Here is a 24,656-nt window from a genome sequence, read left to right as displayed (position 1 = left end):
TTTTGTCGTGATGCGTTCCTCGCGAGAACCGGCATCCACGTCGTTCGAATGCGCCCTATATCGTCTGGTTATACGCGCCGACTTCCGGATGCGTCCGCAGCACCACATTCATGGCTTCGAACATGTCGTGCATCCGCGCTTCGGAGACCGGGCTTTCGACCACGACCACCAATTCCGGCTTGTTGGATGACGCCCGCACCAGACCCCAGCTGCCGTCCTCGCAGGTAACGCGCACGCCGTTGACCGTCACGAGATCGCGGATCGATTGTCCGGCAACCTTGTCGCCCTTCTTCTGCGCATCCTCGAAATGCTTCACCACCGCAGCGACGACGCCGTATTTGGTCTCGTCGGCACAATGCGGCGACATGGTCGGCGACGACCAGGTCTTCGGCAGCGCGTCCTTGAGATCGGCCATGGTCTTGCCCGGCGCGCGGTCCATCATTTCGCAGATCGCAATCGCCGAAACGAGGCCGTCGTCATAGCCACGGCCCACCGGCGCATTGAAGAAGAAGTGACCGGACTTCTCGAAGCCGGCGAGCGCCTTCAGCTCATTGGTGCGGCGCTTCATGTAGGAGTGGCCGGTCTTCCAATAGGTCGTCTTGGCATTCTGCTTCTGCAGCACCGGATCCGTCACGAACAGTCCGGTCGATTTCACGTCGACCACGAAGGTCGCATCCTTGTGAACCGCCGACATATCGCGCGCGAGCATCACGCCGACCTTGTCGGCGAAGATTTCCTCGCCGGTGTTGTCGACGACGCCGCAGCGATCGCCATCACCGTCGAAACCAAGACCGACATCGGCCTTGTGTTCGAGCACCGCATCGCGGATCGCGTGCAGCATTTCCATGTCTTCCGGATTCGGATTGTATTTCGGGAAGGTGTGATCGAGCTCGGTATCGAGCGGAATCACCTCGCAGCCGATCGCTTCCATCACTTGTGGCGCGAATGCGCCCGCGGTGCCGTTGCCGCAGGCCACGACGACCTTCAGCTTGCGCTTCAGCTTCGGACGATTGGTGAGATCGGCGATATAGCGCGCCGGATAGTTTTCGTGGAATTGATAGGAGCCGCCAGCCTTGTTCTTGAACTCGGCATTGAGCACGATTTCCTTGAGCCGGGTCATCTCGTCCGGACCGAAGGTCAGCGGCTTGCTGGCACCCATCTTCACACCGGTCCAGCCATTGTCGTTATGCGAGGCCGTCACCATGGCGACACAGGGCACATCGAGATCGAACTGCGCGAAATAGGCCATCGGCGTTACCGCGAGGCCGATATCATGGACCTTGCAGCCGGCGGCCATCAGGCCCGTCATCAGCGCATATTTGATCGAGGCGGAGTAGCCACGGAAATCGTGTCCGGTGACGATTTCCTGCTTCTGGCCGAGTTCTGCAATCAGCGCGCCGAGCCCCATGCCCAGCGCCTGAATGCCCATCAGGTTGATTTCCTTGCCGAACAGCCAGCGCGCGTCATATTCGCGAAAACCCGTGGCCTTTACCATCGGCTCGGATTCGTAGGCGTAGGTATTCGGCACGAGCAAGGGCTTCGGCTTCGGAAACATTGCAGGACCTCGCATCAATTGGGATCAGTCTTGAATGCGCAGGCTTAGCCTTTGCGCACGCCTGTGGGAAGACGCATGGGCATTCAAGGATGCGAGTTTGTTTAGAATTGGGCTGCGGCGTGAATGCGTGGGGGATATGAGGTACTACTGTTCGAGTACCATCCGGCCATTTGCATATTCGAAGCGTTTCAACTTCGAGAGAAACGACAGGCCAAGCAGATTCTCGGACAGTGCCTCATCGGGCAGCACCATCGCATCGACATCACGCACGGTCAGCTCACCAACCTGCACGACAGCGATTCGCGTGCGCGCAGCCTTCAGCGTTCCGTTCGCCGTTGTCACCGTGGCGTTATAATCGGCACGCGACGGACGCAAACCAAATCGTGCCGCCGACTTTTCATTCAATGCGATGACGGACGCGCCAGTATCGACCATGAAGCCGATGCGCTGGCCCTCGATGCTCCCCTCAGTCTGGAAGTGACCGCGCGCATCGCGCGCAATCGACAGGCTACGGACACCGGCCTTTGCATTGCCCTGTGTGGTGGGTGCAGGGGATGACGCCTTCGCCATGGCCGGCGTCGTCGCCGTCATCTTGTCGGCCATCTGCGCCATCACGGTGCCCAGACCGATCAGGATCGCCGCGAAGAACATGATACTACGCATACGCAACCTCACTGAACGCAATCAGGGGAACCGCGAGTTCATCACACGGGCTCACCACCGTCCGTTCAGGACGGTCTTACAGACTGCTATTTTCGCGAAAAGGATGAGCGAAGCGTTAATGAGCGGCACTTTGCCTGATGATCACGTCCCGCGCGGCTTCACGCGGCGCGTCGGCAGCGCATTGGCGGGATCTTCCGGCCAGGGATGTCGCGGATAGCGGCCGCGCAGGTCCGAGCGCACGTCGAGGTAGCTGCCCCGCCAGAAGCCCGGCAGATCGCGCGTCACCTGCACCGGCCGCTGCGCCGGCGACAGCAATTCCAGCACCAGCGGCACCTTGCCCTTGGCGACCGACGGATGGGTGTTGAGCCCGAACAATTCCTGCAGACGGACGGCAATGGTCGGCCCCTGCTCGGCTTCGTAATCGATCGCCAGTACCGTCCCCGTCGGCGCCTCGAAATGCGTCGGCGCTTCCTTGTCGAGCCGCGCACGCAGCTCCCAGGGCAGCAAGCCCATTACGGCATCGGACAGATCGCCGGCCGAAAAATCCTTCAGCGAGGTCTTGTCGAACAGCGCCGGCATCAGCCACGTCTCGCGTGCCGTGGCGAGTGCCGTGTCGGACAGATCGGGCCATGCATCGCCTTCCGACACACGCAGGAACATCACGCGCCCCCGCCACTGCTGCAACGCCTTCGACCATGGCAAGCGATCGATGCCCGCGGCGACCAGACCGTCGGCGAAAACGCGCGCGGTGGCTTCGGACGGCTTCAGCGTGAACGGCGCTTCCGACAACGTGATCGCATGCAGCACACGCTTACGGCGGCCGCGCAGTGACATCGACGCCCGATCGAAACTGACATCGTCGGTATTCTCGATCTGATCGGCGAAACGCGTCTCGATATCGGCCTGCGCGATCGGCGCCGCCAGCAGGATACGACCATTGGCGGCGGTGCCGGTGAGTTCGGCCACCGCAATATAGGGTGCCCGCGCAAGAGCCGCGCTTTGTTCGATCGACGCGCCCCGGCCATTGGCCAGCACGAAACTGCCATTGCCGCGGTTCTTGGCCACGCGATCCGGGAAGGCGAAAGCGAGCATGGTGCCGGTGGTCAGCGTATCCGAGGTTGGGCTGCGGCGGTCGAGCCCCCTTCCCCCTTGCGGGGGAGGGTCGGGGATGGGGGTGCCCCACGCTCCGACCTCACTTGTGGAGGGGGGGGCCCCCCCCCCCCCCCCCCCCCCCCCCACCCCCCCCCCCCCCCCCCCCCCCCCCACCCCCCCCCCCCCCCCCCCCCCCCCCCCCCCCCCCCCCCAAGGGGGGAGGGAGCAGAAGCGCCGCGCTCGTTGCCTTCGACCTGCCCCGCCCAGCGCTCCGCGAGCTGCCGGGCGCTGCCGGCGCGCTGCGAGCGGTCGCGGCGGAATAGATCGAGACGATGGTCGAGATCGACGCTGTCGCCACCGAGACCGCGTTCAGTGAGAATGGCGGCGATCTCGGACGCCTCCTCGCCATAACCAAACCGCGCCGAATCCACGATCATGCGCGCCAGCCGCGGCGGGAGCGCCAGCGCGCGCAGCGCGTGACCTTCCTCGGTAATACGGCCATCACCATCGAGCGCGCCGAGCTCGCCGAGCAGGCCGCGCGCTTCCTTCAGCGCCGGCGCGGGCGGCGGATCTAGGAAGGTCAGTTGCGCGGGATCGCTGACGCCCCATTGCGCGAGATCGAGCACCAGCGTCGACAGATCCGCGCTGAGAATTTCGGGCTGTGTGTAGGCCGGCAATGAGGCGGTCTGCGGCTCGTCCCATAGCCGGTAGCAGATGCCGGGCTCGGTCCGGCCGGCGCGGCCGCGGCGCTGATCGACCGCAGCGCGCGAGGCCCGCACGGTTTCCAGCCGCGTCAGTCCGATATCCGGCTCATAGCGCGGCACACGGGCGACGCCGGAATCCACCACGATCCGCACGCCTTCGATAGTCAGCGAGGTCTCCGCAATCGAGGTCGCCAGCACCACCTTGCGCTGCCCCTTGGGCGCCGGCTGGATAGCACGGTCCTGCACGCCGGCATCGAGTGCACCGAATAAAGGGACGATCTCGATGGATGCGTCCTGTACGCGCTCGGCGAGAAAATTCTGCGTGCGGCGGATTTCCGCGGCACCCGGCAGGAACGCCAGCACCGAGCCGGGATCGGCACGCAAGGCGGTCGCGATGGCGTCGGCCATCTGCCGCTCGAGCTGGATGTCGGGCTTGCGGCCGAGATAGCGCGTCTCCACCGGATAAGCGCGACCCTCGCTGGCGATGACCCGCGCGTCGCCAAGCAGCTTCGCGATGCGCGCGCCGTCGATGGTCGCCGACATCACCAGGATGCGTAGGTCCTCGCGCAATCCGGTCTGCGCGTCGCGCGCCAGAGCCAAGCCCATATCGGCATCGAGCGAGCGCTCGTGAAATTCGTCGAACAGTACCGCGCCGATATTCTTCAGCTCGGGATCATCGAGGATCTGCCGCGAGAAAATCCCTTCGGTGACCACTTCTATCCGGGTGTTGCGCGAGATCTTCGAGCCGAAGCGGACGCGATAGCCGACGGTCTCGCCGACGCGCTCGCCCAGCGTTTTCGCCATCCGCTCGGCGCTGGCGCGGGCTGCGATCCGCCGCGGTTCCAGCATGATGATCTTCCTGCCCTTCAGCCACGGCGCATCGAGCAAAGCCAGCGGCACGCGCGTGGTCTTGCCGGCGCCCGGCGGCGCCACCAGCACCGCGGCGTTGCCGGCGTCCAGCGCGCCTGACAGCTCATCGAGCACAGCATCGATGGGCAGGGATGTATCGAAGGTTCGGGTCAAATCAGGCTCTGTAATGGTCCCGGCTGTCATACGCGGCAGCGGAGCGGCGGACCATCCCACATTCCTTAACCTGCGTTAACCACCCCGCCAAACTCGCCCTGCCGCGACCATTTGCGGGGCATATTTGGGGTTCAGAGAAAGGCAATTGAAACCGATCTCGTCTCATGATCCCGCCAAAAGAAGCGCCGAACAGGGGATACCGATGACCACCAGTGGCACCTTCGCCGTCGCCGATCGCGCGGCGCTGTCAGGGACAGAGCGAATCGACTGGGTCGATTACGCCAAGGGTATCTGCATCATCATGGTGGTGATGATGCATTCGGTGCTGGGTGTCGAACTGGCCGCCGGCCAGACCGGCTACATGCATCTGCTGGTGGCCTTCGCCAAACCGTTCCGGATGCCGGACTTCTTCCTGATCTCCGGGCTATTTCTGGCCCGTGTCATCGATCGCGACTGGCGGACCTATCTCGACCGCAAGGTCGTCCACTTCCTGTATTTCTACGTGCTGTGGGTGACCATCCAGTTCGGCTTCAAGGCGCCCGGCTTTGCTGCCGAACACGGCTGGGCCTATGTCGCCAATCTTTATCTGATCTCCTATATCGAGCCGTTCGGCACGCTGTGGTTCATCTATATGCTGCCGGTGTTCTTCATCGTCACCAAGCTGGCGCGGCGCGTGCCGCCGCTGCTGATCTGGGGCATCGCCGCCGCGCTGGAGATGGCGCATATCAGCACCGGCTGGACGATGATCGACGAGTTCTGCTCGCGCTTCGTCTATTTCTATTCGGGCTACCTGTTCGCGACGCAGGTCTTCGCGCTGTCCGATCGCGCGCGGGCCAAACCAGTGATGGCGCTGGTCGGCCTTGCGGCCTGGGCGCTGGTCAATGCCGCTCTCGTCTATGACGGCTGCAGCGAATGGCCAGTGATCTCGCTGATGCTCGGCTTTGCCGGAGCGGTCGCGATCATCGTGATGGGCACGTTGCTGGCGAAGATGCAGTGGCTCGGCTTCATCCGCTTCTTCGGCGAGCATTCCATCGTGATCTATCTCGCCTTCTTCCTGCCGATGGCGACATCCCGCGCGCTATTGCTGAAATTCAGCCCGTTCGACATCGGCACTGTCTCGCTACTGGTGACGCTCTGCGGCGTCATCGGCGCGCTGGTGATCTGGAGGCTCGCGCTGATGGTCCGTGCGAACTTCCTGTTCGAGCGCCCGGCAGCGTTCTGGATTGCGCCGAAGAAGAAAAGCGCGACGCTGCAGGCGGCGGAGTAGAACTTACACCGCCGTCGGCGACCTTCCGTCATCGAGCTTTACGCCGTCCTTCATGCCCTCAATCTTGGCGCGGAAACCTTCCGCGTCGCCGAAATCTGCGAAGCCGACATAATGCGGATGCGGGCCGAGCACGCGGCGCGCGTGCTTGATCGGGCACCAATAGACTTCGGTGCGGGCGGCAACTTCGCGCACAAAGGCAGCGACCCCGTTGCAATACGAGCAATAGGCGCAGTTCACCTTTTCGATGATGTTGAGGTAAGCGAGGTGATGCCGGTCGAACACCAGATAGTCGCGCCGCCGCACCTTGGGGATGCCATAGATCGGAAAGCAGATTGCCTGATAGGCCATCACCCAGAGATCGATCAGTACGAAGGGGATGATCAGCGAATAGATCACCGGAGCGGACAATACGATCAGCGGATTGGCGCTGAAGAGGTATTTCGACGCGCCCACCTTGATGGCGCGCTGCAGCTTCTCGATATCCTGCTCGAAGACAATCTTGCGCCGCTCGAAACGGAAGCGCAGCTCTTCCCGCCGGCGGGTCAGCTCGGCCTCGATCTCGGCCTCCACGCCCTTCATCTTGTCCATCAATTCGGCGAGCTCGGGCATGAATGGTCCTTCGATTGGCAATGACCGGCGCAAGGGCACATGGAACAGGGCGCGGCGCAAGCCGGGCGGCATCACAAAAACCGGCGGGATGACTGGCTGACAGACTGTCATTTCCGGCGAAAATCCTTAAGTTGCGGCCATGCCGAAAACCTCAGAAACAGCTGCCGCCAAGCCCGCCACCGTCAAGGCCCTCGCGAAGGGCGACCATGTCTTTCTGGTCGACGGCTCGTCCTATATTTTCCGCGCTTATCACGCGCTGCCGCCGCTGAACCGCAAGTCCGACGGGCTGCAGGTCAATGCGGTGCTGGGCTTCTGCAACATGCTGTGGAAGCTGATCCGCGACATGCCGCCGGACAACCGGCCGACGCATCTGGCGATCATCTTCGACAAGTCGGAAGTGACCTTCCGCAACAAGCTCTACCCCGAATACAAGGCGCACCGGCCGCCCGCGCCGGACGACCTGATCCCGCAATTCGCGCTGATCCGCGACGCCGTCCGCGCCTTCGACCTGCCGAGCATCGAACAAGGTGGTTTCGAGGCCGATGACCTGATCGCAACCTATGTCCGCGAAGCCGGTGAACGCGGCGCGACCGCCACCATCGTGTCGTCGGACAAGGATCTGATGCAGCTCGTGACCGAGCAAGTCACCATGTACGACACCATGAAGGATCGTCGCCTCGGCATTGCCGAGGTGATTGAGAAATTCGGTGTGCCGCCGAACAAGGTCGTCGAAGTGCAGGCGCTGGCCGGCGATAGCGTCGACAACGTGCCCGGCGTCCCCGGCATCGGCATCAAGACCGCTGCGCAACTCATCACCGAATATGGCGATCTTGAAACGCTGCTGAATCGCGCTGGCGAGATCAAGCAGCCGAAGCGGCGAGAGTCGTTGATCGAGCACGCAGAGAAGGCGCGCATCTCGCGGCAGCTCGTGCTGCTCGACGACAAGGTCGCCCTCGACGTGCCACTCGATGACCTCGCAGTGCACGAGCCCGACGCGCGCAAGCTGATCGCGTTCCTGAAGGCGATGGAATTCTCGACGCTGACGCGCCGTGTCGCTGAATATGCCGAGATCGATCCGGCGGATGTGGAGGCCGACAGCGCGACGAAGAGCAGCTCCGCGCCCTCCGCCCCCTCCCCCCTTGCGGGGGAGGGCCGGGGTGGTGGGTCCACAAGCGAGGGCGATCTGTTTGGCTCACCCCCCTCCCCAACCCTCCCCCGCCTAGCGGAGCTTCGCTCCGCGCGGGGGGGAGGGAGTCCCTCGCGTCCGTCAAGCAGCAGCGCTCATATCGAAGCGGCTGTTCACAGCGACCGCCCTGCCCTCACCCCGATCTCGCTGGCCAAGGCCCGCGCCGAAGCCGCGCGCAAGATGCCGGTGAAGCGCGAGGCCTATCAGCCTGTACGCTCCCTGAAAGAGCTCGAGCTATGGATCTCCCGCATCCTCGATACCGGTCACGTCGCATTCGAATGCAAGGCGTCGTCGATCGATCCGATGCAGGCCGACATGGTCGGCATCGCGCTGTCGCTCGGTCCGAATGATGCCTGCTATGTGCCGCTGGCCCATCGCCAATCCGGCGACGGCGCAGGCCTGTTCGCCGCCGATCTCGAGCCCGACCAGATCAAGGCCGCCGATGCGCTTGCTGCGCTGAAACCGGTACTGGAATCCGCGGGCCTGTTGAAGATCGGCTTCAACATCAAGTTCACCGCGGTGCTGCTCGCACAGCACGGCATCACGCTGCGCAACCATGACGACGTGCAACTGATGTCCTATGCGCTCGACGCCGGGCGCAACGCCCATGGCCTCGATGCGCTCGCCGAGATCTGGCTCGGCCATGCCATGTTGACCTTTGGCGAACTGATCGGCTCCGGTAAGGGCAAGCTGACGTTCGAACAGGTCAAGATCGACCGCGCCACAGCCTATGCCGCCGAAGACGCCGACGTGCTGCTGCGGCTGTGGAATGTGCTGAAGCCGCGCCTTGCGGCCGAGCACATGACCACCGTCTATGAGACGCTGGAGCGGCCGCTGATTTCCGTGCTGGCCCGCATGGAGCGCCGCGGCATTTCCATCGACCGTCAGGTATTGTCGAAACTCTCGGCCGACTTCGCGCAAACCGCTGCGCGCATCGAAGCCGAAATCCGCGAGATTGCCGGCGAAGAGGTCAATATCGGCAGTCCCAAGCAGCTCGGCGATATCCTGTTCGGCAAGATGGGCCTGCCGGGTGGTAGCAAGACCAAGACCGGTGCATGGTCGACGTCCGCGCAGGTGCTCGATGACCTCGCCGAACAGGGCCACGAATTCCCGCGCAAGATTCTCGACTGGCGGCAGGTCTCGAAATTGCGCTCGACCTATACCGATGCGCTGCCGAACTACGTGCATCCGCAGACCCATCGCGTGCATACGACTTACGCGCTGGCGGCGACCACCACAGGCCGCCTCTCGTCCAACGAGCCGAATTTGCAGAACATCCCGGTGCGCACCGAGGACGGCCGCAAGATCAGGCGCGCCTTCATCGCCGCGCCCGGCCACAAGCTGGTGTCGGCCGACTACTCGCAGATCGAATTGCGACTGCTGGCAGAGATCGCCGATATCCCTGTGCTGAAACAGGCCTTCCAGGACGGCCTCGACATTCACGCCATGACGGCTTCGGAAATGTTCGGCGTGCCGGTCAAGGACATGCCGGCGGAAATCCGCCGCCGCGCCAAGGCGATCAATTTCGGCATTATCTACGGCATTTCGGCGTTCGGCCTCGCCAACCAGCTCAGCATCCCCCGCGAGGAAGCCGGCGCCTATATCAAGAAATACTTCGAGCGCTTCCCGGGCATCCGCGCCTATATGGACCAGACGCGCGATTTCTGCCGGGAGCACGGCTATGTGCAGACCCTGTTCGGGCGTAAATGTCATTACCCGGACATCAAGGCCTCGAACGCCTCGATCCGCGCCTTCAACGAACGCGCCGCGATCAACGCCCGCCTGCAGGGCACCGCTGCCGATATCATCCGCCGCGCCATGACGCGGATGGAGGACGCGCTGGCGGAGAAGAAGCTCTCAGCCAAGATGCTGCTGCAGGTGCATGACGAACTGATCTTCGAGGTGCCCGACGACGAAGTCGCGGCGACGCTGCCGATCGTGCAGCACACCATGCAGGACGCACCGTTCCCGGCGGTGCTGCTGTCGGTGCCACTGCAGGTCGATGCGCGCGCGGCGGATAACTGGGAAGAGGCGCACTAGTTTTACCGCCCACGAACGGCATTGCAGATGGATTTCGACTATCTGCGATGCTGAATCCGAAATGGTCCGACGCCATCGCATGGGCTACACAACGACCATTCCCAGCCTGCGAGTAGTCCCATGCCCCATCTCACGTCCCTGCTCGGCTTCGCCCTCGTCTCGCTCGGCATGGTGCTGACGCCGGGGCCGAACATGATCTATCTGATCTCGCGCTCGATCACGCAGGGGCCTGCGGCCGGCATGGTGTCGCTTGGCGGCGTCGCACTGGGTTTCATCTTCTACATGCTGTGCGCGGCCTTCGGCATCACCGCGCTGCTGTTCGCAGTCCCTTACGCCTATGACGCGCTGAGGCTCGCCGGTGCGGCCTATCTGCTGTGGCTGGCATGGCAGGCGCTGAAGCCGAACGGACGCTCGCCGTTCCAGGTCAAGAAGCTCGCCATCGACAGCCCGCGCAAGCTGTTCGTCATGGGCTTCGTCACCAATCTGCTCAATCCAAAGATCGCGATGCTGTATCTGGCGCTGCTGCCACAGTTCATCGATCCCACGGCCGGCAGCGTGCTGACGCAGTCGCTGGTGCTCGGATCGACGCAGACGATCATCAGCGTCGGCGTCAACGGGCTGATCGCGCTTGGCGCCGGATCGATCGCGCTGTTTCTCGGCGAGCGACCGACCTGGCTCAAGCTGCAGCGCTGGCTGATGGGCACGGTGCTGGCCGGCCTCGCCGTGCGGATGGCGCTGGAAACGCGGAAGGCGTGATCTTCCTAACCTCGCCCCGCTCTTTGCGGGGAGAGGTCGCGCGCAGCTTTGCGCGCGGGTGAGGGGCAAGGCACCGGGCCTGCCTCACTAACAATCTATCGAATCGGAAAGTCGAACCACGCATTGCGTAATACGCGAGTAGCACGGACATTGTGACGTCCGCGCCATGCCCCAGAGGGAGCCGACCTCAATCCAGCTTCGCGTCCATGCCGCGCTTCACACCCGGACGGGCCATCAACGCATCGTACCAGCGGCCGACATTCGGGAAATCGGCGAACGACACCTTGTGGCGCTCATGCCGCCAGGCCCAGCCGAGGACGGCGAAATCGGCCACCGACAGCGCGCCGGCGACGAATTCGTGGTCGGCCAGGCGACGATCCAGCACGCCATAGAGCCGGCGCGTCTCATCGGAATAGCGCTTCAACCCGTAGGCCCGCTGGGTCTCATCTTCCAGCGCGATGAAATGATGCACCTGGCCGGGCATCGGACCGAAGCCCCCCATCTGCCACATCAGCCATTCCAGCACCGGAATCCGCTCGCCGAGAGATTTCGGCAGGAATTTGCCGGTCTTTTCGCCGAGATAGAGCAAGATGGCGCCGGATTCGAACACGCTGACCGGCTTGCCATCCGGCCCGTCGGGATCGACGATGGCCGGGATCTTGTTGTTAGGGCTGATTTTCAGGAATTCGGGCTTCATCTGCTCGCCCTTGCCGATATGCACCGGGAAAACCTTGTAAGGCAGGCCCATTTCCTCCAGCGCGACGGAGATCTTGCGGCCGTTCGGCGTATTCCAGGTGTGCAGCTCGATAGTCATGCGATTCCTCTTCCGGTCTTGCCCGATCTTGTTGCCCGGTCTGTAGCATCGTCCCAACGGGCGGTAAAACGGCCTGGAGAGTGTTGACGAGGCCCGCGCCAGTCTGGAATGTGCCGGAAAGCGCCGGTAGATTGCGCCCGGTTCAGCACAGAGACCGTTTCAGCAGAGACATGCCATTGACCAAATCAGCCGCCCGCGCCCGCCTGTTCGAGATCATCCGCGACCGTTCGTTCGGTTATGGTGAGATCACTTTGGCTTCAGGCCGCAAGAGCAATTTCTATTTCAACCTGAAGCCAACCATGTGCGACCCTGAAGGTGCTGCGCTGCTGGCCGAGCTAACCTATGACGCGCTGCGCGACGACAATCTCGATTATGTTGGCGGGCTTGAGATGGGCGCCGTGCCGCTGGCCGGTGCGCTCGCACAGCTCTCCTGGCTGAAAAACCATCCGATCGCGGCCTTCTTCGTCCGCAAGAAGCCGAAGGAGCACGGTGCACGTCTCGCTGTCGAAGGTCTCGCCAAGGGCGAGACGCTGGAAGGCAAACGCATTGTCATCGTCGAGGACGTCACCACCACTGGTGGCTCTGCCGTGAAGGCACTCGATGCGGTGCGCGAGGCCGGCGGCGAAGTCGTGCTGGTCTTCACCATGGTTGATCGCGATGAAGGCGCAGCCGAAACCTTTGCCAAGGCCGGCGTGGCGTTTCGCTCGCTTTACAAGGCCGGGGAATTTCTGAAGGGTTGATCCTTCATCGGCTCCGTTCGCGCACAATGCGCGCAAGGACGCAGTGAAAGGTCACCTTTTGCTTCGCTTCATCGCCCTCGCTGCTTTGCTCCTCATTGTCACGCTTGCGCCCGATATGGCGCACGCAGCCGAGGGCGGCCTCGATGGCACCAGGCTGTCGCTGCTGTGGGCATTACCGTTTGCCGGCATCCTGTTGTGCATCGCCACGGGGCCGGTGCTCTATCATCATCTGTGGGAGCACCATTACGGCAAGTTCGCCGCGTTCTGGGCCACGTTGGTGATCGTGCCGCTGTTCTTCGTGACTGATGCAACGACCGTGGTGCACACGCTCTCCCACACCGTGCTGCTCGAATATCTGCCGTTCATTCTGCTACTGCTGGCGCTGTTCACCGTGGCCGGCGGAATCTATGTCGAAGGCAACCTGCATGACAGCGTCTTCACCAATACGGCGCTGCTAGGCTTCGGCACGCTGATCGCCAGCGTCGTCGGCACCACCGGCGCGTCGATGATCCTGATCCGGCCGCTGATCCGCGCCAATGACGATCGTCGCACTAACGTCCACGTGGTGGTGTTCTTCATCTTCCTCGTCTCGAATATCGGCGGCTCGCTCTCGCCGCTCGGCGACCCGCCGCTGTTTCTCGGCTTCCTCCGCGGCGTCGATTTCTTCTGGACCACGGTGCACCTTTTTCCGGAAATGCTGTTCGCGGCCGGGATCCTGCTTGCGATCTTCATGGTGCTCGATGTCTATTTGCATCATCGCGAAGGCAACTTTCCCAGGAAGAAAGACCCGACACCGGATTCGCCGTTGCATTTGCACGGCAAGATCAACCTGCTGCTGCTGGTCGTGATCATCGGCGCGATCCTGATGAGTGCGAGTTGGAAGCCCGGCGTCACTTTCACCGTGCTCGGCACGCCACTCGCATTGCAGGATCTGCTACGCGACGTGATTTTCGTGCTGGCGACGTTTGCGTCGCTGTGGCTGACGAAGGCCGAGCACCGCAAGGCCAATGATTTCACCTGGGGTCCGATCCAGGAAGTCGCGCTGCTGTTCGCTGGCATCTTCATCTGCATCGTGCCTGTGATGGCGATGCTGCAGGCGGGCGCGCAGGGGCCGTTTGCGGTGCTGGTCGCCCTGGTCAGCCATGCCGACGGTACGCCGAACAATGCCGCCTATTTCTGGCTCACCGGCATTCTGTCGTCGTTCCTCGACAATGCCCCGACCTATCTGGTGTTCTTCGAACTCGCGGGCGGCGACGCCAAGACACTGATGACGACGGGGGGCGCGACGCTGGCGGCGATTTCAGCAGGCGCAGTGTTCATGGGCGCCAACACCTATATCGGCAACGCGCCGAATTTCATGGTCTATGCCATCGCTCGCGACGCGGGCATAAAAATGCCAAGCTTCTTCGGTTACATCCTGTGGTCGGGTGCGGTGCTGATCCCGGTCTTCCTGGTGATGACATGGGTGTTTTTCATCTAGCGCGCCGCGCTGGTTACCATTCATTTACCATGACGCCCTAACATGACACCGCACCGGAGCGTTTTCGCTCGGGCACTGACATGCGGTCGCGGAGCTGGCGTTGCGTCACAATCGAACATCCTCGCGTGTCGTGCGTCCCCTGATGCTGCTGACGGCGATGAGTCTCGTCGCACTGACCCCGCAGACGGCATCTGCGCAGAATTTCTTCGATTTCCTGTTCGGCGGCGGCCAGCCGCAGAAACAGCAGCAGCGCCGCGGCGCGCCCGCGCCGGAGAGCAATTTCTTCTCCGATCCGTTCGGCCTCAACACGCCTGCCGAAGCGCCGCCGCCCCAGCGCAGCGCATCTATCGGCGGCTCCGGTCCCGCCTTCTGCGTGCGCACCTGCGACGGCAAGTATTTTCCGCTAGGTCGCGGCATGAGCCCGGCGCAGATGTGCCAGGCATTCTGCCCAGCGGCGACCACCAAGGTCCTGTTCGGCAGCAGCATCGAGAACGCATCATCGAGCACCGGTGAGCGTTACAACGATCTGGAAAACGCCTTCGCCTATCGCAAGGCGCTGAAGGCCGACTGCACCTGCAACGGCCGCGATCCCTCCGGCCTCGCGCCGGTCGATCTGACGCTCGATACATCGCTGCGTCCCGGCGATGTGATCGCGACGACCAACGGTCTCGTCGCTTTCTCGGGCGTCCGCACCGGCAACACCCAGACCGCGGAATTCACGCCGGTTGCGAATTATCCCGGCCTGACCTCGGATGTCCGTGCCCGGCTCGGCGAGATGAAGGTGGCACCGGTCTCTGCAGAAATGATCACCGACGAAGCGCCGATGTCGGAAGCCGCGCGTGATGCAGCGCCGGCTGCTGCCACGACCGTCGTGCCGAAGAGCGCGCCAACGGCCCGCGCCAAGCGCGCCGAGCTTCAATAGATCATCGCCCGACGATGACGCCGATCACGTTCGGCGCCGAGAGATACTTCTCCTCGATCTCGGCACGCGCCGCCGCGCGATTCTCCGGCGTCAGCAATCCGCGCTTCTCGGCGAGGATCATCCAGCAATAGCCCCACCAGTCGGTGAGCATGCCGTGGTCGTCGACGAGGTCGTAGCCCTGCTCGGCCGCAAATATCCGCGCATGCGCCTCGTCGAGCTGATCGAGCCAGGCGTGATCTTCCAGCGAGAACAGGTCATCGCTGATGTCGTCCGTCGTATAGCCCCAGACCGAGAGGCAAACGGTGTTGAACTCGCGATCGATTTGATCGTCATCGATCGGATGCCGGCGCGCCATCAAATGCAGCCGCGACAGCGACCGCGCAAAGTCGGCTATGCGGGTGAGAGCAAACTGATCGAAGGCAATGGTGGACATCTAGTCCTCGCGAGCTTGAACAGACCATAGATATTGTAGGCGAAGGCAACGAATCACCTCGGAATATCAATAGCTTACTAATTTGTTCTTAATTTGTTCCAATTTTTATAAATTCGGTTCTCGCATGCCTGCCCAAATCCCGGGCAGCTCCATGGCAAAAGCTCGCCACCCCCACGGGTTCCGGGAGCAGCCAAATGCGCGTATGATTTTGGTCAGTGACACAGCTCAGGATGGCCGGTTTGTCAGATTTATCAGTCCCAGCAAAATTCCAGCCCGAGAATACGGCTGTCGATGAACTGGCGCTTGCCGACATCAAGAGCGCTATTCTCGTCAAGTTGAGGCTGGCAATCGGCAAGGAAGCCGCATTCGCCACCAAGCACGACTGGTACAAGGCTGCCGCCCTGACGCTGCGCGACCGCATGGTGCATCGCTGGCTGAGCTCGGACAAAGAGAGCTACGACGCCGGCCGCAAGCGGGTCTATTACCTCTCGCTGGAATTCCTGATCGGCCGCCTGTTCACCGATGCGCTGAACAATATGGGCCTGCTGCCGCTGTTCGAAGCCGCGCTCGGCGATCTTGGTGTCGGCCTCGACGAACTCCGCAAATGCGAGCCGGATGCAGCGCTCGGCAATGGCGGCCTCGGCCGCCTCGCCGCTTGCTTCATGGAGAGCATGGCAACGCTTGGCATTCCAGCTTTTGGCTACGGCATCCGCTACAACTTCGGCCTGTTCCGTCAGGTCATCTCGCACGGCGTGCAGCAGGAATATCCCGACGAGTGGCTCGGCTTTGGCAATCCGTGGGAACTACCGCGGCGGGAAGTCACGTATAACGTCTATTTCGGTGGCAGCATCGAGACCGTCGAGGACGGCAAGGGCCGCAAGCAGGTCATCTGGCATCCCGGCGAGACCGTCGAGGCCGTTGCCTATGACACACCCATCGTCGGCTGGCGTGGTCAGCATGTGAACGCGCTGCGGCTGTGGTCGGCGCGCGCGCCGGATCCGCTGCGGCTCGACGTCTTCAACACCGGCGACTATGTCAGCGCCAGCGCCGAGCAGGCGCGCGCCGAAGCGATCTGCAAATTTCTCTATCCGAACGACGAGAGCGCCGCCGGCCGCGAATTGCGTCTGCGCCAGGAATATTTCTTCGTCTCCGCCTCGCTGCAGGATCTGGTCAAACGTCACCTCCATTCCGATGGCAATCTGCGTGGCCTCGCCAACAAGGCGGCGGTGCAGATGAACGACACGCATCCGAGCCTGGCCATCGCCGAGCTGATGCGCATCCTGGTCGATCAGCACAATATGCGCTGGGATGCCGCCTGGCAGATCACCAACGCGACTTTGTCCTACACCAACCACACGCTGCTGCCCGAAGCGCTGGAGACCTGGCCGGTCGAACTGTTCCAGCGTCTGCTGCCGCGGCATCTTGAAATCATCTACCGCATCAATGAAGCGCATCTCGACCGCGCCGATGCGACGCGCCCCGGCGACACCGCCTATCGCGCTTCGGTCTCGATCATCGACGAGACGTCAGGTCGCCGCGTGCGCATGGGCAATCTCGCTTTCATCGGCTCGCACCGCATCAACGGCGTTTCGGCGATGCATTCGGAGCTGATGAAGGAGACCGTGTTCCACGATCTCAACCAGCTCTATCCCGGCCGCATCACCAACAAGACCAATGGCATTACTTTCCGCCGCTGGCTGATGCTGGCCAACCCGAAGCTCACCGACCTGTTGCGCGCCACTTGCGGCGAAGCCGTGCTCGACGATCCCACGCGGCTCATCAAGCTCGAGGCTTTTGCCGGCGATGCCGCGTTCCAGCAGGAATTCCGCAAGGTCAAGCATCACAACAAACTCGCGCTCGCGCGTGTGATTGGCGAGAAACTCGGCGTGCAGGCCGATCCGTCGGCGCTGTTCGACGTGCAGATCAAGCGCATCCACGAATACAAGCGACAATTGCTCAACCTCATTGAAACAGTCGCGCTGTATCAGGCGATCAAGGACGAGCCGGGCAAGGACTGGGTGCCGCGCGTCAAGATTTTCGCCGGCAAGGCGGCGGCGAGCTATCGTTATGCCAAGCTGATCATCCGCCTCATCAATGACGTCGCCGAGGTCGTGAACAACGATACGACGATCGGCGGCAAGCTGAAGGTCGCGTTCCTGCCTGACTACAATGTCAGCCTGGCGGAAGTCATCATTCCCGCGGCCGATCTGTCCGAACAGATCTCGACCGCCGGTATGGAAGCCTCCGGCACCGGCAATATGAAGCTCTCGCTGAACGGCGCGCTGACCATCGGCACGCTGGACGGCGCCAATATCGAAATCCGCGACAATGTGGGCCCGGAGAATATCGCGATCTTCGGCATGACTGCTGCGGAAGTTGTCGAGCGCCGTGCCAAGGGCCTCGACGCCTCCGATGTGATCAACAAGTCGCCCAATCTCGGCCGCGCGATCCAGGCCATCGAGACCGGCGCATTCTCGCCGGATGATCCCGGCCGTTACGCGTCGGTCGGCCACGCGCTGCGCCACCTCGATCACTATGTAGTCTCGGCCGACTTCGACTCCTATTACGAAGCCCAGCGCGGCATCGACACGCGATGGAGGGCCGGCTCCGCCTGGAGCCGCGCCGCGATTCTCAACACTGCCCGGATGGGCTGGTTCTCGTCAGACCGCACCATCCGCGAATATGCCGATGATATCTGGGGCGTGCCGGTTGCTGGCGATCTGCCGGGCACACCGAGTCTGCAGGCACGAAAGGCAACGTAAGCGCGATGGTGCTCACGCGCGATACGCAACGAGCACCGCGCCGCAGGCGATCAGGATGACGCCGAGCCAGTTCGGCAGCGACAATTTCTCGCCGAGAAACAACACGGCAAACACCGCCACGAACACCACACTGAGCTTGTCGATCGGCGCCACCTGCGCGGCATTGCCAAGTTTCAGCGCGCGGAAGTAGCAGATCCACGATGCTCCGGTCGCTAAACCAGACAGCACGAGGAACAACCACGTCTTTGCTGAGACCGCTGACGGCGATTGCCAGTTTCCCGTGACATAAACCATCATACCGGCGGCAAAGAGAATGACGATGGTGCGGATGAAGGTCGCGAAGTCCGAATTGACGTTCTCGATGCCGATCTTGGCGAAGATCGCCGTCAGCGCAGCGAAGGCCGCGGATAGCAGCGCCCAGAACGGCCAGGAGAGCATGACGTTTTTCATTTGAAGTGTCCTTGCCTGTCAGCCGTCATTGCGAGGAGCCCTTGCGACGAAGCAATCCAGTCTTCGCGTTCTAGCTGGTCGTGCATCGCATGCCGACTAACGGTTTCGTCATGGCCGGGCTTGTCCCGGCCATGACGGCTGACAGGTTCCGCGTGACATGAAAAAGGCGGCCTTACGGCCGCCCTTTCGCACTCAATCTTAAAGCAGCGACTTACTCCGCCGCCAGCTTCACATCCGGCGCGGCGGCGCGGACATCCGCATCGACCTGGGCTTCGAACTTGGCGAAGTTCTTCTGGAACATGCCGACCAGTTTTCGCGCAGTCGCGTCGAATTCGGCCTTGTCCTTCCAGGTGTTGACGGGATCGAGGATCTCCGACGGCACGCCATCCAGCGCGGTCGGGACTGCGAAGCCGAAATACTTGTCGGTGCGGAATTCCACGTTGCGCAGCGAGCCGTTCAGCGCCGCAGTCAGCAGCGCGCGGGTCACCTTGATCGGCATGCGCGAACCAACGCCATACTTGCCACCGGTCCAGCCGGTATTGACCAGCCAGCAGTCGACGTTGTGCTTGGCGATCAGGTCGCGCAGCATGTTGCCATAGACCGACGGATCGAGCGGCAGGAACGGCGAGCCGAAGCAGGTCGAGAATTCCGGCTCCGGATCGTTGCCGAGGCCGCGCTCGGTGCCGGCGACCTTGGCGGTGTAGCCGGACAGGAAGTGATACATCGCCTGCGCCGGGGTCAGCTTGGCGATCGGCGGCAGCACGCCAAACGCGTCGGCGGCGAGCATCACCACATTCTTCGGCTGCGGCGCGCGGCCGGTGCGCGAGGCATTCGGGATGAAGTCGAGCGGATAGGCGGAACGGGTGTTCTCGGTCTTCGAGCCATCGTCGAAATCCGGCAGACGAGTATTGGCGTCGAGCACGACGTTTTCCAGCACCGCACCGAAGCGCTTGCTCGCCGCATAGATCGCGGGCTCGGCTTCTTCGGAAAGCTTGATGGTCTTGGCGTAGCAGCCGCCTTCGAAATTGAAGATGCCGTCCTTGCCCCAGCCATGCTCGTCGTCGCCGATCAGCGTGCGCTTCGGATCGGCCGAGAGCGTGGTCTTGCCGGTGCCAGACAGGCCGAAGAAGATCGCGCTGTCGCCGTCGGGGCCGACATTGGCCGAGCAATGCATCGGCAGCACGCCCTTGGCGGGCAGATAGTAGTTCAGCGTGGTGAAGACCGACTTCTTCATCTCGCCGGCATAATAAGACCCGCCGATCAGGACGATCTTGCGGGCGAAATCGATTGCCACGACGTTTTCCGAGCGGCAGCCGTGACGTTTGGGATCGGCCTTGAAGCTCGGCAGGTCGATGATGGTGAGTTCAGGCACGAAGTCCTTCAACGCAGCTGCTTCCGGACGGATCAGCAGCGTGCGGATGAATAGGGAGTGCCATGCGAGTTCGGTGAACACGCGGGTCTTGATCTGGAAACTCGGATCGGCACCGCCATAAAGGTCCTGCGCGAACAGGGTCATGCCTTCGGCGTGCTTCTTGAAATCGATATAGAGCGCTTCGAACTGCTCCGGCGTGATCGCCTGATTGCCAGCCCACCACATCTGTTCGGTGGAAGCGTCCTTGACGGTGAACTTGTCCTTTGGGCTGCGGCCGGTGAATTCACCCGTGTCAGCACAGAGCGCGCCATCGGACGACAATTCGGCTTCGCCGTTACGCAGCGAATATTCGTAAAGCTGCGGCGCGCCGAGATTCCAGTTCACCGCTTTGAGATTTTTCAGTCCGAATTTGTCGGCACCATAGGCACCGTTGCGTACGCCCGTCTCTTGCACGGAATATTCCTCCTTGAGTCCGCATATCCGACCTGTGCAACTGTCTTCAATCGCACGTCAGCAGCGGTAGCCGTCATTATAACCACCGAGGCCGTAACCCGGCGATCTAATAGTGACGAAGATGTGAAATGCCAAGCTGCTGTCCGCATATTTGGTTTATTCCAGCACGGCACTTGATACCGCTCAATTCTTCAAAGCGCGGGCCTGCTCTGCGAGTTCCTTCAGGACTTGCCGCAATGCACCCGGAGTGACAATCCGCCGCGGAAAGTCCAGCCGGATCACCGTCGCGCCGTTCTGCAGGTCCATGCCATCCGGATCGCATCCCGTGCACCACCAGTCGCCTGCGTCCGCGTGGAGGAGCTTGGTTGCATAGAGATTGAGCGCGTCGAGATGATCGGCGTTCATATGAGCAACGGCGCCCTCCTCGGCCTCGAGCATGCCTTCGGCATCGGTGAGATCGGTCAGGAATTGCTCTGGCTTCAGGTCGTTAATGCGGCCAAAGCCGGCCACCAGATGGGCACTCTTCGGCTTGATCCGGAAGAACGAAAAATCCTTAAAATCCACAAAGACTTGCGCGGATGGATGGACGCTGAGATAGCGCCGGCGCAGCAGCAATTTTTCGCTGTTGCTGGCCTCCTGCGCGATACCTCCGAGCATGATGCGTGAGCCCTCCAGGGGGTCCCCCGGCGCCCGCTCATCCAGCATCAGCGAGACGCGGGCATCCGCCAGAATATTGCGGGTATGCTGCGCCAGCCGGGAAATCAGGAGAATCGGCGACCCGTCCGGGTGGCTGGCGACATTGGCCAGCGCACAATAAGGATCGCCGGAACCGACGGCCAGGGTAGCCAGCGCCCCCTGCCGACTGCGCCGCAACAGCGACCGGGTGACGCGCGAGGGGTCGAAATCGGAGGTCGGCTGCATCGTTAAATCCCGTATTTCATTGCAAAAAGTGGCTATTTCTTCTTCCCCGGGAGGTCTATACATCTACGGAACCCACGCATCATTCAAGCGTTCAGGGAACTCGGCCACACTTCAGCCCAGCTTGCATTGCTCGTTGACTGTGTTCTTAAGGCCACCTCATACGGCGGATTGTTGAATTCTGCCGGATAGCCCATCCCGCTTCGGAAAGCAGGCTCATGCCAACTATCGCACTGGTCGACGACGACCGTAACATTCTCACATCCGTATCGATCGCGCTGGAAGCCGAGGGCTACCGCATCATGACCTATACGGATGGTGCTTCCGCACTCGATGGCTTCCGCACGAGCCAGCCGGACCTCGCAATCCTCGATATCAAGATGCCTCGCATGGACGGCATGGAGACACTGCGCCGTCTGCGCCAGAAGTCCGATCTGCCGGTGATCTTCCTGACGTCGAAGGACGAGGAGATCGACGAGCTGTTCGGCCTGAAAATGGGCGCCGACGATTTCATCCGCAAACCGTTCTCGCAGCGTCTGCTGGTCGAGCGCGTCAAGGCCGTGCTGCGCCGCGCCGCGCCGAAGGACCCGACTGCCGCTCCGAAGGAGACCGACGCCAAGGCGCTCGATCGCGGTTTGCTGCGGATGGATCCGGAACGTCACACCTGCACCTGGAAGAACGAGCCGGTCACGTTGACCGTCACCGAGTTCCTGATCCTGCAGGCGTTGGCGACGCGCCCCGGCGTGGTGAAGAGCCGCAACGCGCTGATGGATGCCGCCTATGACGATCAGGTCTATGTGGACGATCGCACCATCGACAGCCACATCAAGCGGCTGCGCAAGAAGTTCAAGGTCGTCGACGACGACTTCGAGATGATCGAGACGCTGTATGGCGTCGGTTATCGCTTCAAGGAAACCTGATCTGTAAGGGTTCCCGCGGCACGGCTGGGGGCCTGACGGCTCAGCCGTGCTGCGCTAGAATGCGCATACACATACGCAACAATGAGCGCCGCGTGGTGTATCGCAGATATCGACAACAACCGGGCAGTTTTGGCATTGCTGGATCGTACGCAGCCTGATGAAAGCCTGGACGCTGACGGCACGTCGCCGAATGCGGCAGGCGGCGATGCCGATCGCACCCGTCGCGGCTGGCAGCGCCCGCTCGACTGGCTGCGCCGTGCCCGGCAGTTCTTCGTTGCGCTGACCTTTTCAAGTCTGACGCGCCGCATCGTCTCGCTCAACCTCGCCGGCCTCTGCGCGCTGGTCGCCAGCATTCTCTATCTCTCGCAGTTTCGCGCCGGCCTGATCGACGCGCGTGCGCAGAGCTTGCTGGTGCAGGCCGAAATCATCGCCAGCGCCATTGCCGCTTCGGCAACCGTCGAAACCAATACGATCACGATCGACCCCGACCGCTTGCTCGATCTCAAGCCCGGTGAAACCTATGGCGTGCCGGACGAACTCTCCGGCCTCGATTTCCCGATCAATCCCGAACGCGTTGCACCGGTGCTGCGGCGGCTGATCTCCCCGACTAAGACGCGCGCGCGCATCTACGACCGTGACGGCGTGCTGATCCTCGACAGCCGCAGCCTTTATGGCCGCGGCGATGTGCTGCGTTTCGAACTGCCGCCGCCGACCACCGAGAAGCCCGGCTTTGCCGAACGCACGATGATCGCGGTCCGAACCTGGCTCAATCGCGGCGACCTTCCGCTGTATCGCGAACTTGGTCCGGAAAACGGCAACGGCTATCAGGAAGTGCAACAGTCGCTCGACGGTCTGAAGAGCAGCATGGTGCGCATCAACGAACGGGGCGAAGTCATCGTCTCGGTCGCCGTACCAGTGCAGCGCTTCCGCGCCGTCCATGGTTCGCTGATGCTGTCGACCCAGGGCGACGACATCGACCAGATGGTGACGGCCGAGCGTCTGGCGATTCTGAAAGTCTTTGCGGTCGCCGCCGTGGTGATGATCGTGCTGTCGCTGCTGCTGGCATCGACCATCGCAGGTCCGGTGCGACGTCTTGCCGACAGCGCCGAACGCGTTCGCCGCCGCATCCGCACCCGTGTCGAGATCCCGGATTTTACGCGCCGCCGCGACGAGATCGGGCATCTCTCCGGCGCGCTGCGCGACATGACCGATGCGCTTTATAACCGCATCGAGGCGATCGAGATGTTCGCGGCCGACGTCTCCCACGAGCTCAAGAATCCTTTGACCTCGCTGCGCTCCGCCGTGGAAACACTCCCGCTGGCAAAGAACGACAACAGCCGCGGCCGCCTGCTCGCGGTGATCGAACACGACGTGCGGCGGCTTGACCGGTTGATCTCGGATATTTCCGACGCCAGCCGTCTCGACGCCGAACTACAGCGCAACGACACTGCGCCCGTCGATGTCCGACGGTTGTTGACCACACTGACCTCGGTCGCCAACGAAACCAAGCTCGGTCATGACGTCGGCGTTGAAGTCCGCTTCGAAGGCGCTGCCACCGACGCCTTTTCGGTGCCCGGCCACGACTCCCGCCTCGGTCAGGTCATCACCAATCTCGTCACCAATGCGCAGTCATTCTCGACGCCGGGCGGCAAGGTGCGGATCGTCTGCCGTCGCCTGAAAGGCAAGATCGAGATCGTCGTCGATGACGACGGCCCCGGCATCGGACTGGATGCACTCGAACGGATCTTCGAACGCTTTTACACCGACCGCCCGCATCAGGGCTTTGGCCAGAATTCCGGTCTGGGCCTGTCGATCTCCAAACAGATCGTCGAAGCCCATAGCGGTACGATCTGGGCGGAGAACCGCATCGGCCCGGCCAATGCCGACGGCGAGATCCCGGTGCTGGGTGCGCGCTTCGTGGTACGGTTGCCGGCCACATGAGCGCGGATGGCAAAAGCATCCATGCCTCCGCCGTACTGGTCGATGAGCGCGCGGTCCTGATCCGGGGGCCGTCCGGCTCCGGGAAATCGCGGCTGGTCTTCGACCTGATCCTCGCCGCTCAGAGCGGACAGCTTCCCGAGGCCATGCTGGTCGGCGACGACCGGGTGCATCTGGATGTCAGGGATGGAAAACTGTGGGTACGGCCGGCGCCCGAACTGGTCGGGCTGCTTGAGGTCAGGGGGCTCGGAATCCGGCGTCTGGACTGCGCTACCGGCGCCATCGTCGGGCTGGTGGTTGATCTCGCCGCCACCGACGCTGCGCGCCTGCCAGAGCCGGAAGCGCTCAAAACCACACTGGAGGGCGTTGAATTGCCCCGAATCCCGGTCGGGACAGGCTTTTCACCACTACCATTGGTCGTGGCCGCGCTTATTACAAACGATGGTTTAGCCGCAGTGCGACCTTTGGACGATTGCTCGAAGGGAATTGGTAACCATATTAGTCCCACTATCGCCACCGAATAGACCCGCGCTACTTCCCGCCGCATCCGTGCAATTTA

The 24,656-nt window shown here is 62.4% G+C and carries 18 protein-coding genes and 1 pseudogene; 10 read left to right on the top strand and 9 right to left on the bottom strand.

Going from position 1 to position 24,656, the window contains the following annotated elements; translation table 11 throughout:
* Nucleotides 1–55: 55 nt before the first annotated feature.
* The 3 genes and pseudogenes from AB8B20_RS23825 to hrpB form a co-directional block, all read right to left on the bottom strand.
* The gene (locus AB8B20_RS23825) at nt 56–1,555 is read right to left on the bottom strand and encodes a phosphomannomutase/phosphoglucomutase (RefSeq protein WP_089262839.1); all 1,500 of its coding nucleotides are present in this window, start codon (nt 1,553–1,555) and stop codon (nt 56–58) included.
* Between the two features lie 144 nt (nt 1,556–1,699).
* Nucleotides 1,700–2,218: a TIGR02281 family clan AA aspartic protease gene (locus AB8B20_RS23820; RefSeq protein ID WP_089262841.1), complete on the bottom strand. Its 519-nt coding sequence runs from the start codon at nt 2,216–2,218 to the stop codon at nt 1,700–1,702.
* Between the two features lie 141 nt (nt 2,219–2,359).
* Nucleotides 2,360–5,037 (bottom strand): annotated as a pseudogene (gene hrpB / locus AB8B20_RS23815) (ATP-dependent helicase HrpB).
* 202 nt (nt 5,038–5,239) lie between these two features.
* Here hrpB and AB8B20_RS23810 point away from each other — a divergent pair.
* On the top strand, nt 5,240–6,304 hold the full coding sequence (locus AB8B20_RS23810) for an acyltransferase family protein (protein WP_439073373.1): 1,065 nt from the start codon (nt 5,240–5,242) through the stop codon (nt 6,302–6,304).
* Between the two features lie 3 nt (nt 6,305–6,307).
* Here AB8B20_RS23810 and AB8B20_RS23805 read toward each other — a convergent pair whose 3' ends face one another.
* Nucleotides 6,308–6,913, bottom strand: coding sequence for a hypothetical protein (locus tag AB8B20_RS23805; protein ID WP_175368565.1), 606 nt, complete (start codon nt 6,911–6,913; stop codon nt 6,308–6,310).
* Between the two features lie 139 nt (nt 6,914–7,052).
* Here AB8B20_RS23805 and polA point away from each other — a divergent pair, with 139 nt between their 5' ends.
* Both polA and AB8B20_RS23795 read left to right on the top strand, forming a co-directional pair.
* A complete protein-coding gene (gene polA / locus AB8B20_RS23800) occupies nt 7,053–10,139 on the top strand; it encodes a DNA polymerase I (RefSeq protein ID WP_439073374.1) in 3,087 nt (1,028 codons plus the stop codon).
* A 120-nt stretch (nt 10,140–10,259) separates the two neighbouring features.
* Nucleotides 10,260–10,895: a LysE family translocator gene (locus AB8B20_RS23795; protein WP_089262849.1), complete on the top strand. Its 636-nt coding sequence runs from the start codon at nt 10,260–10,262 to the stop codon at nt 10,893–10,895.
* Nucleotides 10,896–11,082: 187 nt separating this feature from the next.
* Here AB8B20_RS23795 and AB8B20_RS23790 read toward each other — a convergent pair whose 3' ends face one another.
* Complete coding sequence (locus tag AB8B20_RS23790; RefSeq protein ID WP_439057018.1) at nt 11,083–11,709, bottom strand: glutathione S-transferase family protein; 627 nt, start codon at nt 11,707–11,709, stop codon at nt 11,083–11,085.
* A gap of 176 nt (nt 11,710–11,885) precedes the next feature.
* Between AB8B20_RS23790 and pyrE the strand changes: the two genes are divergently transcribed.
* From pyrE to AB8B20_RS23775, 3 genes are all read left to right on the top strand, one after another.
* A complete protein-coding gene (gene pyrE / locus AB8B20_RS23785; RefSeq protein ID WP_439073375.1) occupies nt 11,886–12,449 on the top strand; it encodes an orotate phosphoribosyltransferase in 564 nt (187 codons plus the stop codon).
* Between the two features lie 115 nt (nt 12,450–12,564).
* Nucleotides 12,565–13,929 carry a sodium:proton antiporter gene (locus AB8B20_RS23780; protein WP_439074045.1) on the top strand — a complete coding sequence of 455 codons (1,365 nt, stop codon included), beginning with the start codon at nt 12,565–12,567 and terminating at the stop codon, nt 13,927–13,929.
* Nucleotides 13,930–14,029: 100 nt separating this feature from the next.
* Nucleotides 14,030–14,851, top strand: coding sequence for a DUF2865 domain-containing protein (locus AB8B20_RS23775; RefSeq protein ID WP_439073376.1), 822 nt, complete (start codon nt 14,030–14,032; stop codon nt 14,849–14,851).
* 1 nt (nt 14,852) lies between these two features.
* Here the strand turns inward: AB8B20_RS23775 and AB8B20_RS23770 are convergent, their stop codons facing one another.
* Entirely contained in the window at nt 14,853–15,284 is a 432-nt protein-coding gene (locus AB8B20_RS23770; protein ID WP_089262853.1) for a hypothetical protein, read from the bottom strand.
* A gap of 230 nt (nt 15,285–15,514) precedes the next feature.
* Here AB8B20_RS23770 and AB8B20_RS23765 point away from each other — a divergent pair, with 230 nt between their 5' ends.
* Complete coding sequence (locus AB8B20_RS23765) at nt 15,515–18,046, top strand: glycogen/starch/alpha-glucan phosphorylase (RefSeq protein WP_120288235.1); 2,532 nt, start codon at nt 15,515–15,517, stop codon at nt 18,044–18,046.
* A 12-nt stretch (nt 18,047–18,058) separates the two neighbouring features.
* On the opposite strand, the gene AB8B20_RS23760 is transcribed toward AB8B20_RS23765, so the two are convergent.
* From AB8B20_RS23760 to AB8B20_RS23750, 3 genes are all read right to left on the bottom strand, one after another.
* On the bottom strand, nt 18,059–18,496 hold the full coding sequence (locus AB8B20_RS23760; RefSeq protein ID WP_089262857.1) for an EamA family transporter: 438 nt from the start codon (nt 18,494–18,496) through the stop codon (nt 18,059–18,061).
* Between the two features lie 211 nt (nt 18,497–18,707).
* Entirely contained in the window at nt 18,708–20,321 is a 1,614-nt protein-coding gene (locus AB8B20_RS23755) for a phosphoenolpyruvate carboxykinase (RefSeq protein ID WP_089262859.1), read from the bottom strand.
* A gap of 183 nt (nt 20,322–20,504) precedes the next feature.
* Nucleotides 20,505–21,242: a HugZ family protein gene (locus AB8B20_RS23750; protein ID WP_439073377.1), complete on the bottom strand. Its 738-nt coding sequence runs from the start codon at nt 21,240–21,242 to the stop codon at nt 20,505–20,507.
* Nucleotides 21,243–21,457: 215 nt separating this feature from the next.
* On the opposite strand from AB8B20_RS23750, the gene AB8B20_RS23745 reads away from it, so the two are divergent.
* The 3 genes from AB8B20_RS23745 (at nt 21,458) to AB8B20_RS23735 (ending at nt 24,621) form a co-directional block, all read left to right on the top strand.
* A complete protein-coding gene (locus AB8B20_RS23745) occupies nt 21,458–22,159 on the top strand; it encodes a response regulator transcription factor (RefSeq protein WP_068733897.1) in 702 nt (233 codons plus the stop codon).
* 135 nt (nt 22,160–22,294) lie between these two features.
* Entirely contained in the window at nt 22,295–24,100 is a 1,806-nt protein-coding gene (locus AB8B20_RS23740) for a stimulus-sensing domain-containing protein (RefSeq protein WP_439074046.1), read from the top strand.
* A 17-nt stretch (nt 24,101–24,117) separates the two neighbouring features.
* On the top strand, nt 24,118–24,621 hold the full coding sequence (locus tag AB8B20_RS23735) for an HPr kinase/phosphorylase (RefSeq protein WP_439062701.1): 504 nt from the start codon (nt 24,118–24,120) through the stop codon (nt 24,619–24,621).
* Nucleotides 24,622–24,656 lie beyond the last annotated feature (35 nt).

The organism is Tardiphaga sp. 866_E4_N1_4, from assembly GCF_052076075.1.
GTDB classification, from domain to species: domain Bacteria; phylum Pseudomonadota; class Alphaproteobacteria; order Rhizobiales; family Xanthobacteraceae; genus Tardiphaga; species Tardiphaga robiniae.
Note: the sequence above shows the minus strand (reverse complement) of the source record. Positions and strands in the feature narration are given on the sequence as shown.

Excerpts from the sequence above, each read along its gene's own strand:
- AB8B20_RS23765 (WP_120288235.1), top strand. The coding sequence starts at position 15,515 with ATGGCCGGTTTGTCAGATTTATCAGTCCCAGCAAAATTCCAGCCCGAG.
- polA (WP_439073374.1), top strand. The coding sequence starts at position 7,053 with ATGCCGAAAACCTCAGAAACAGCTGCCGCCAAGCCCGCCACCGTCAAG.
- AB8B20_RS23795 (WP_089262849.1), top strand. The coding sequence starts at position 10,260 with ATGCCCCATCTCACGTCCCTGCTCGGCTTCGCCCTCGTCTCGCTCGGC.
- AB8B20_RS23825 (WP_089262839.1), bottom strand. The coding sequence starts at position 1,555 with ATGTTTCCGAAGCCGAAGCCCTTGCTCGTGCCGAATACCTACGCCTAC.
- AB8B20_RS23770 (WP_089262853.1), bottom strand. The coding sequence starts at position 15,284 with ATGTCCACCATTGCCTTCGATCAGTTTGCTCTCACCCGCATAGCCGAC.
- AB8B20_RS23780 (WP_439074045.1), top strand. The coding sequence starts at position 12,565 with ATGGCGCACGCAGCCGAGGGCGGCCTCGATGGCACCAGGCTGTCGCTG.
- AB8B20_RS23745 (WP_068733897.1), top strand. The coding sequence starts at position 21,458 with ATGCCAACTATCGCACTGGTCGACGACGACCGTAACATTCTCACATCC.
- AB8B20_RS23805 (WP_175368565.1), bottom strand. The coding sequence starts at position 6,913 with ATGCCCGAGCTCGCCGAATTGATGGACAAGATGAAGGGCGTGGAGGCC.
- AB8B20_RS23760 (WP_089262857.1), bottom strand. The coding sequence starts at position 18,496 with ATGAAAAACGTCATGCTCTCCTGGCCGTTCTGGGCGCTGCTATCCGCG.
- AB8B20_RS23810 (WP_439073373.1), top strand. The coding sequence starts at position 5,240 with ATGACCACCAGTGGCACCTTCGCCGTCGCCGATCGCGCGGCGCTGTCA.
- AB8B20_RS23820 (WP_089262841.1), bottom strand. The coding sequence starts at position 2,218 with ATGCGTAGTATCATGTTCTTCGCGGCGATCCTGATCGGTCTGGGCACC.
- AB8B20_RS23790 (WP_439057018.1), bottom strand. The coding sequence starts at position 11,709 with ATGACTATCGAGCTGCACACCTGGAATACGCCGAACGGCCGCAAGATC.
- AB8B20_RS23750 (WP_439073377.1), bottom strand. The coding sequence starts at position 21,242 with ATGCAGCCGACCTCCGATTTCGACCCCTCGCGCGTCACCCGGTCGCTG.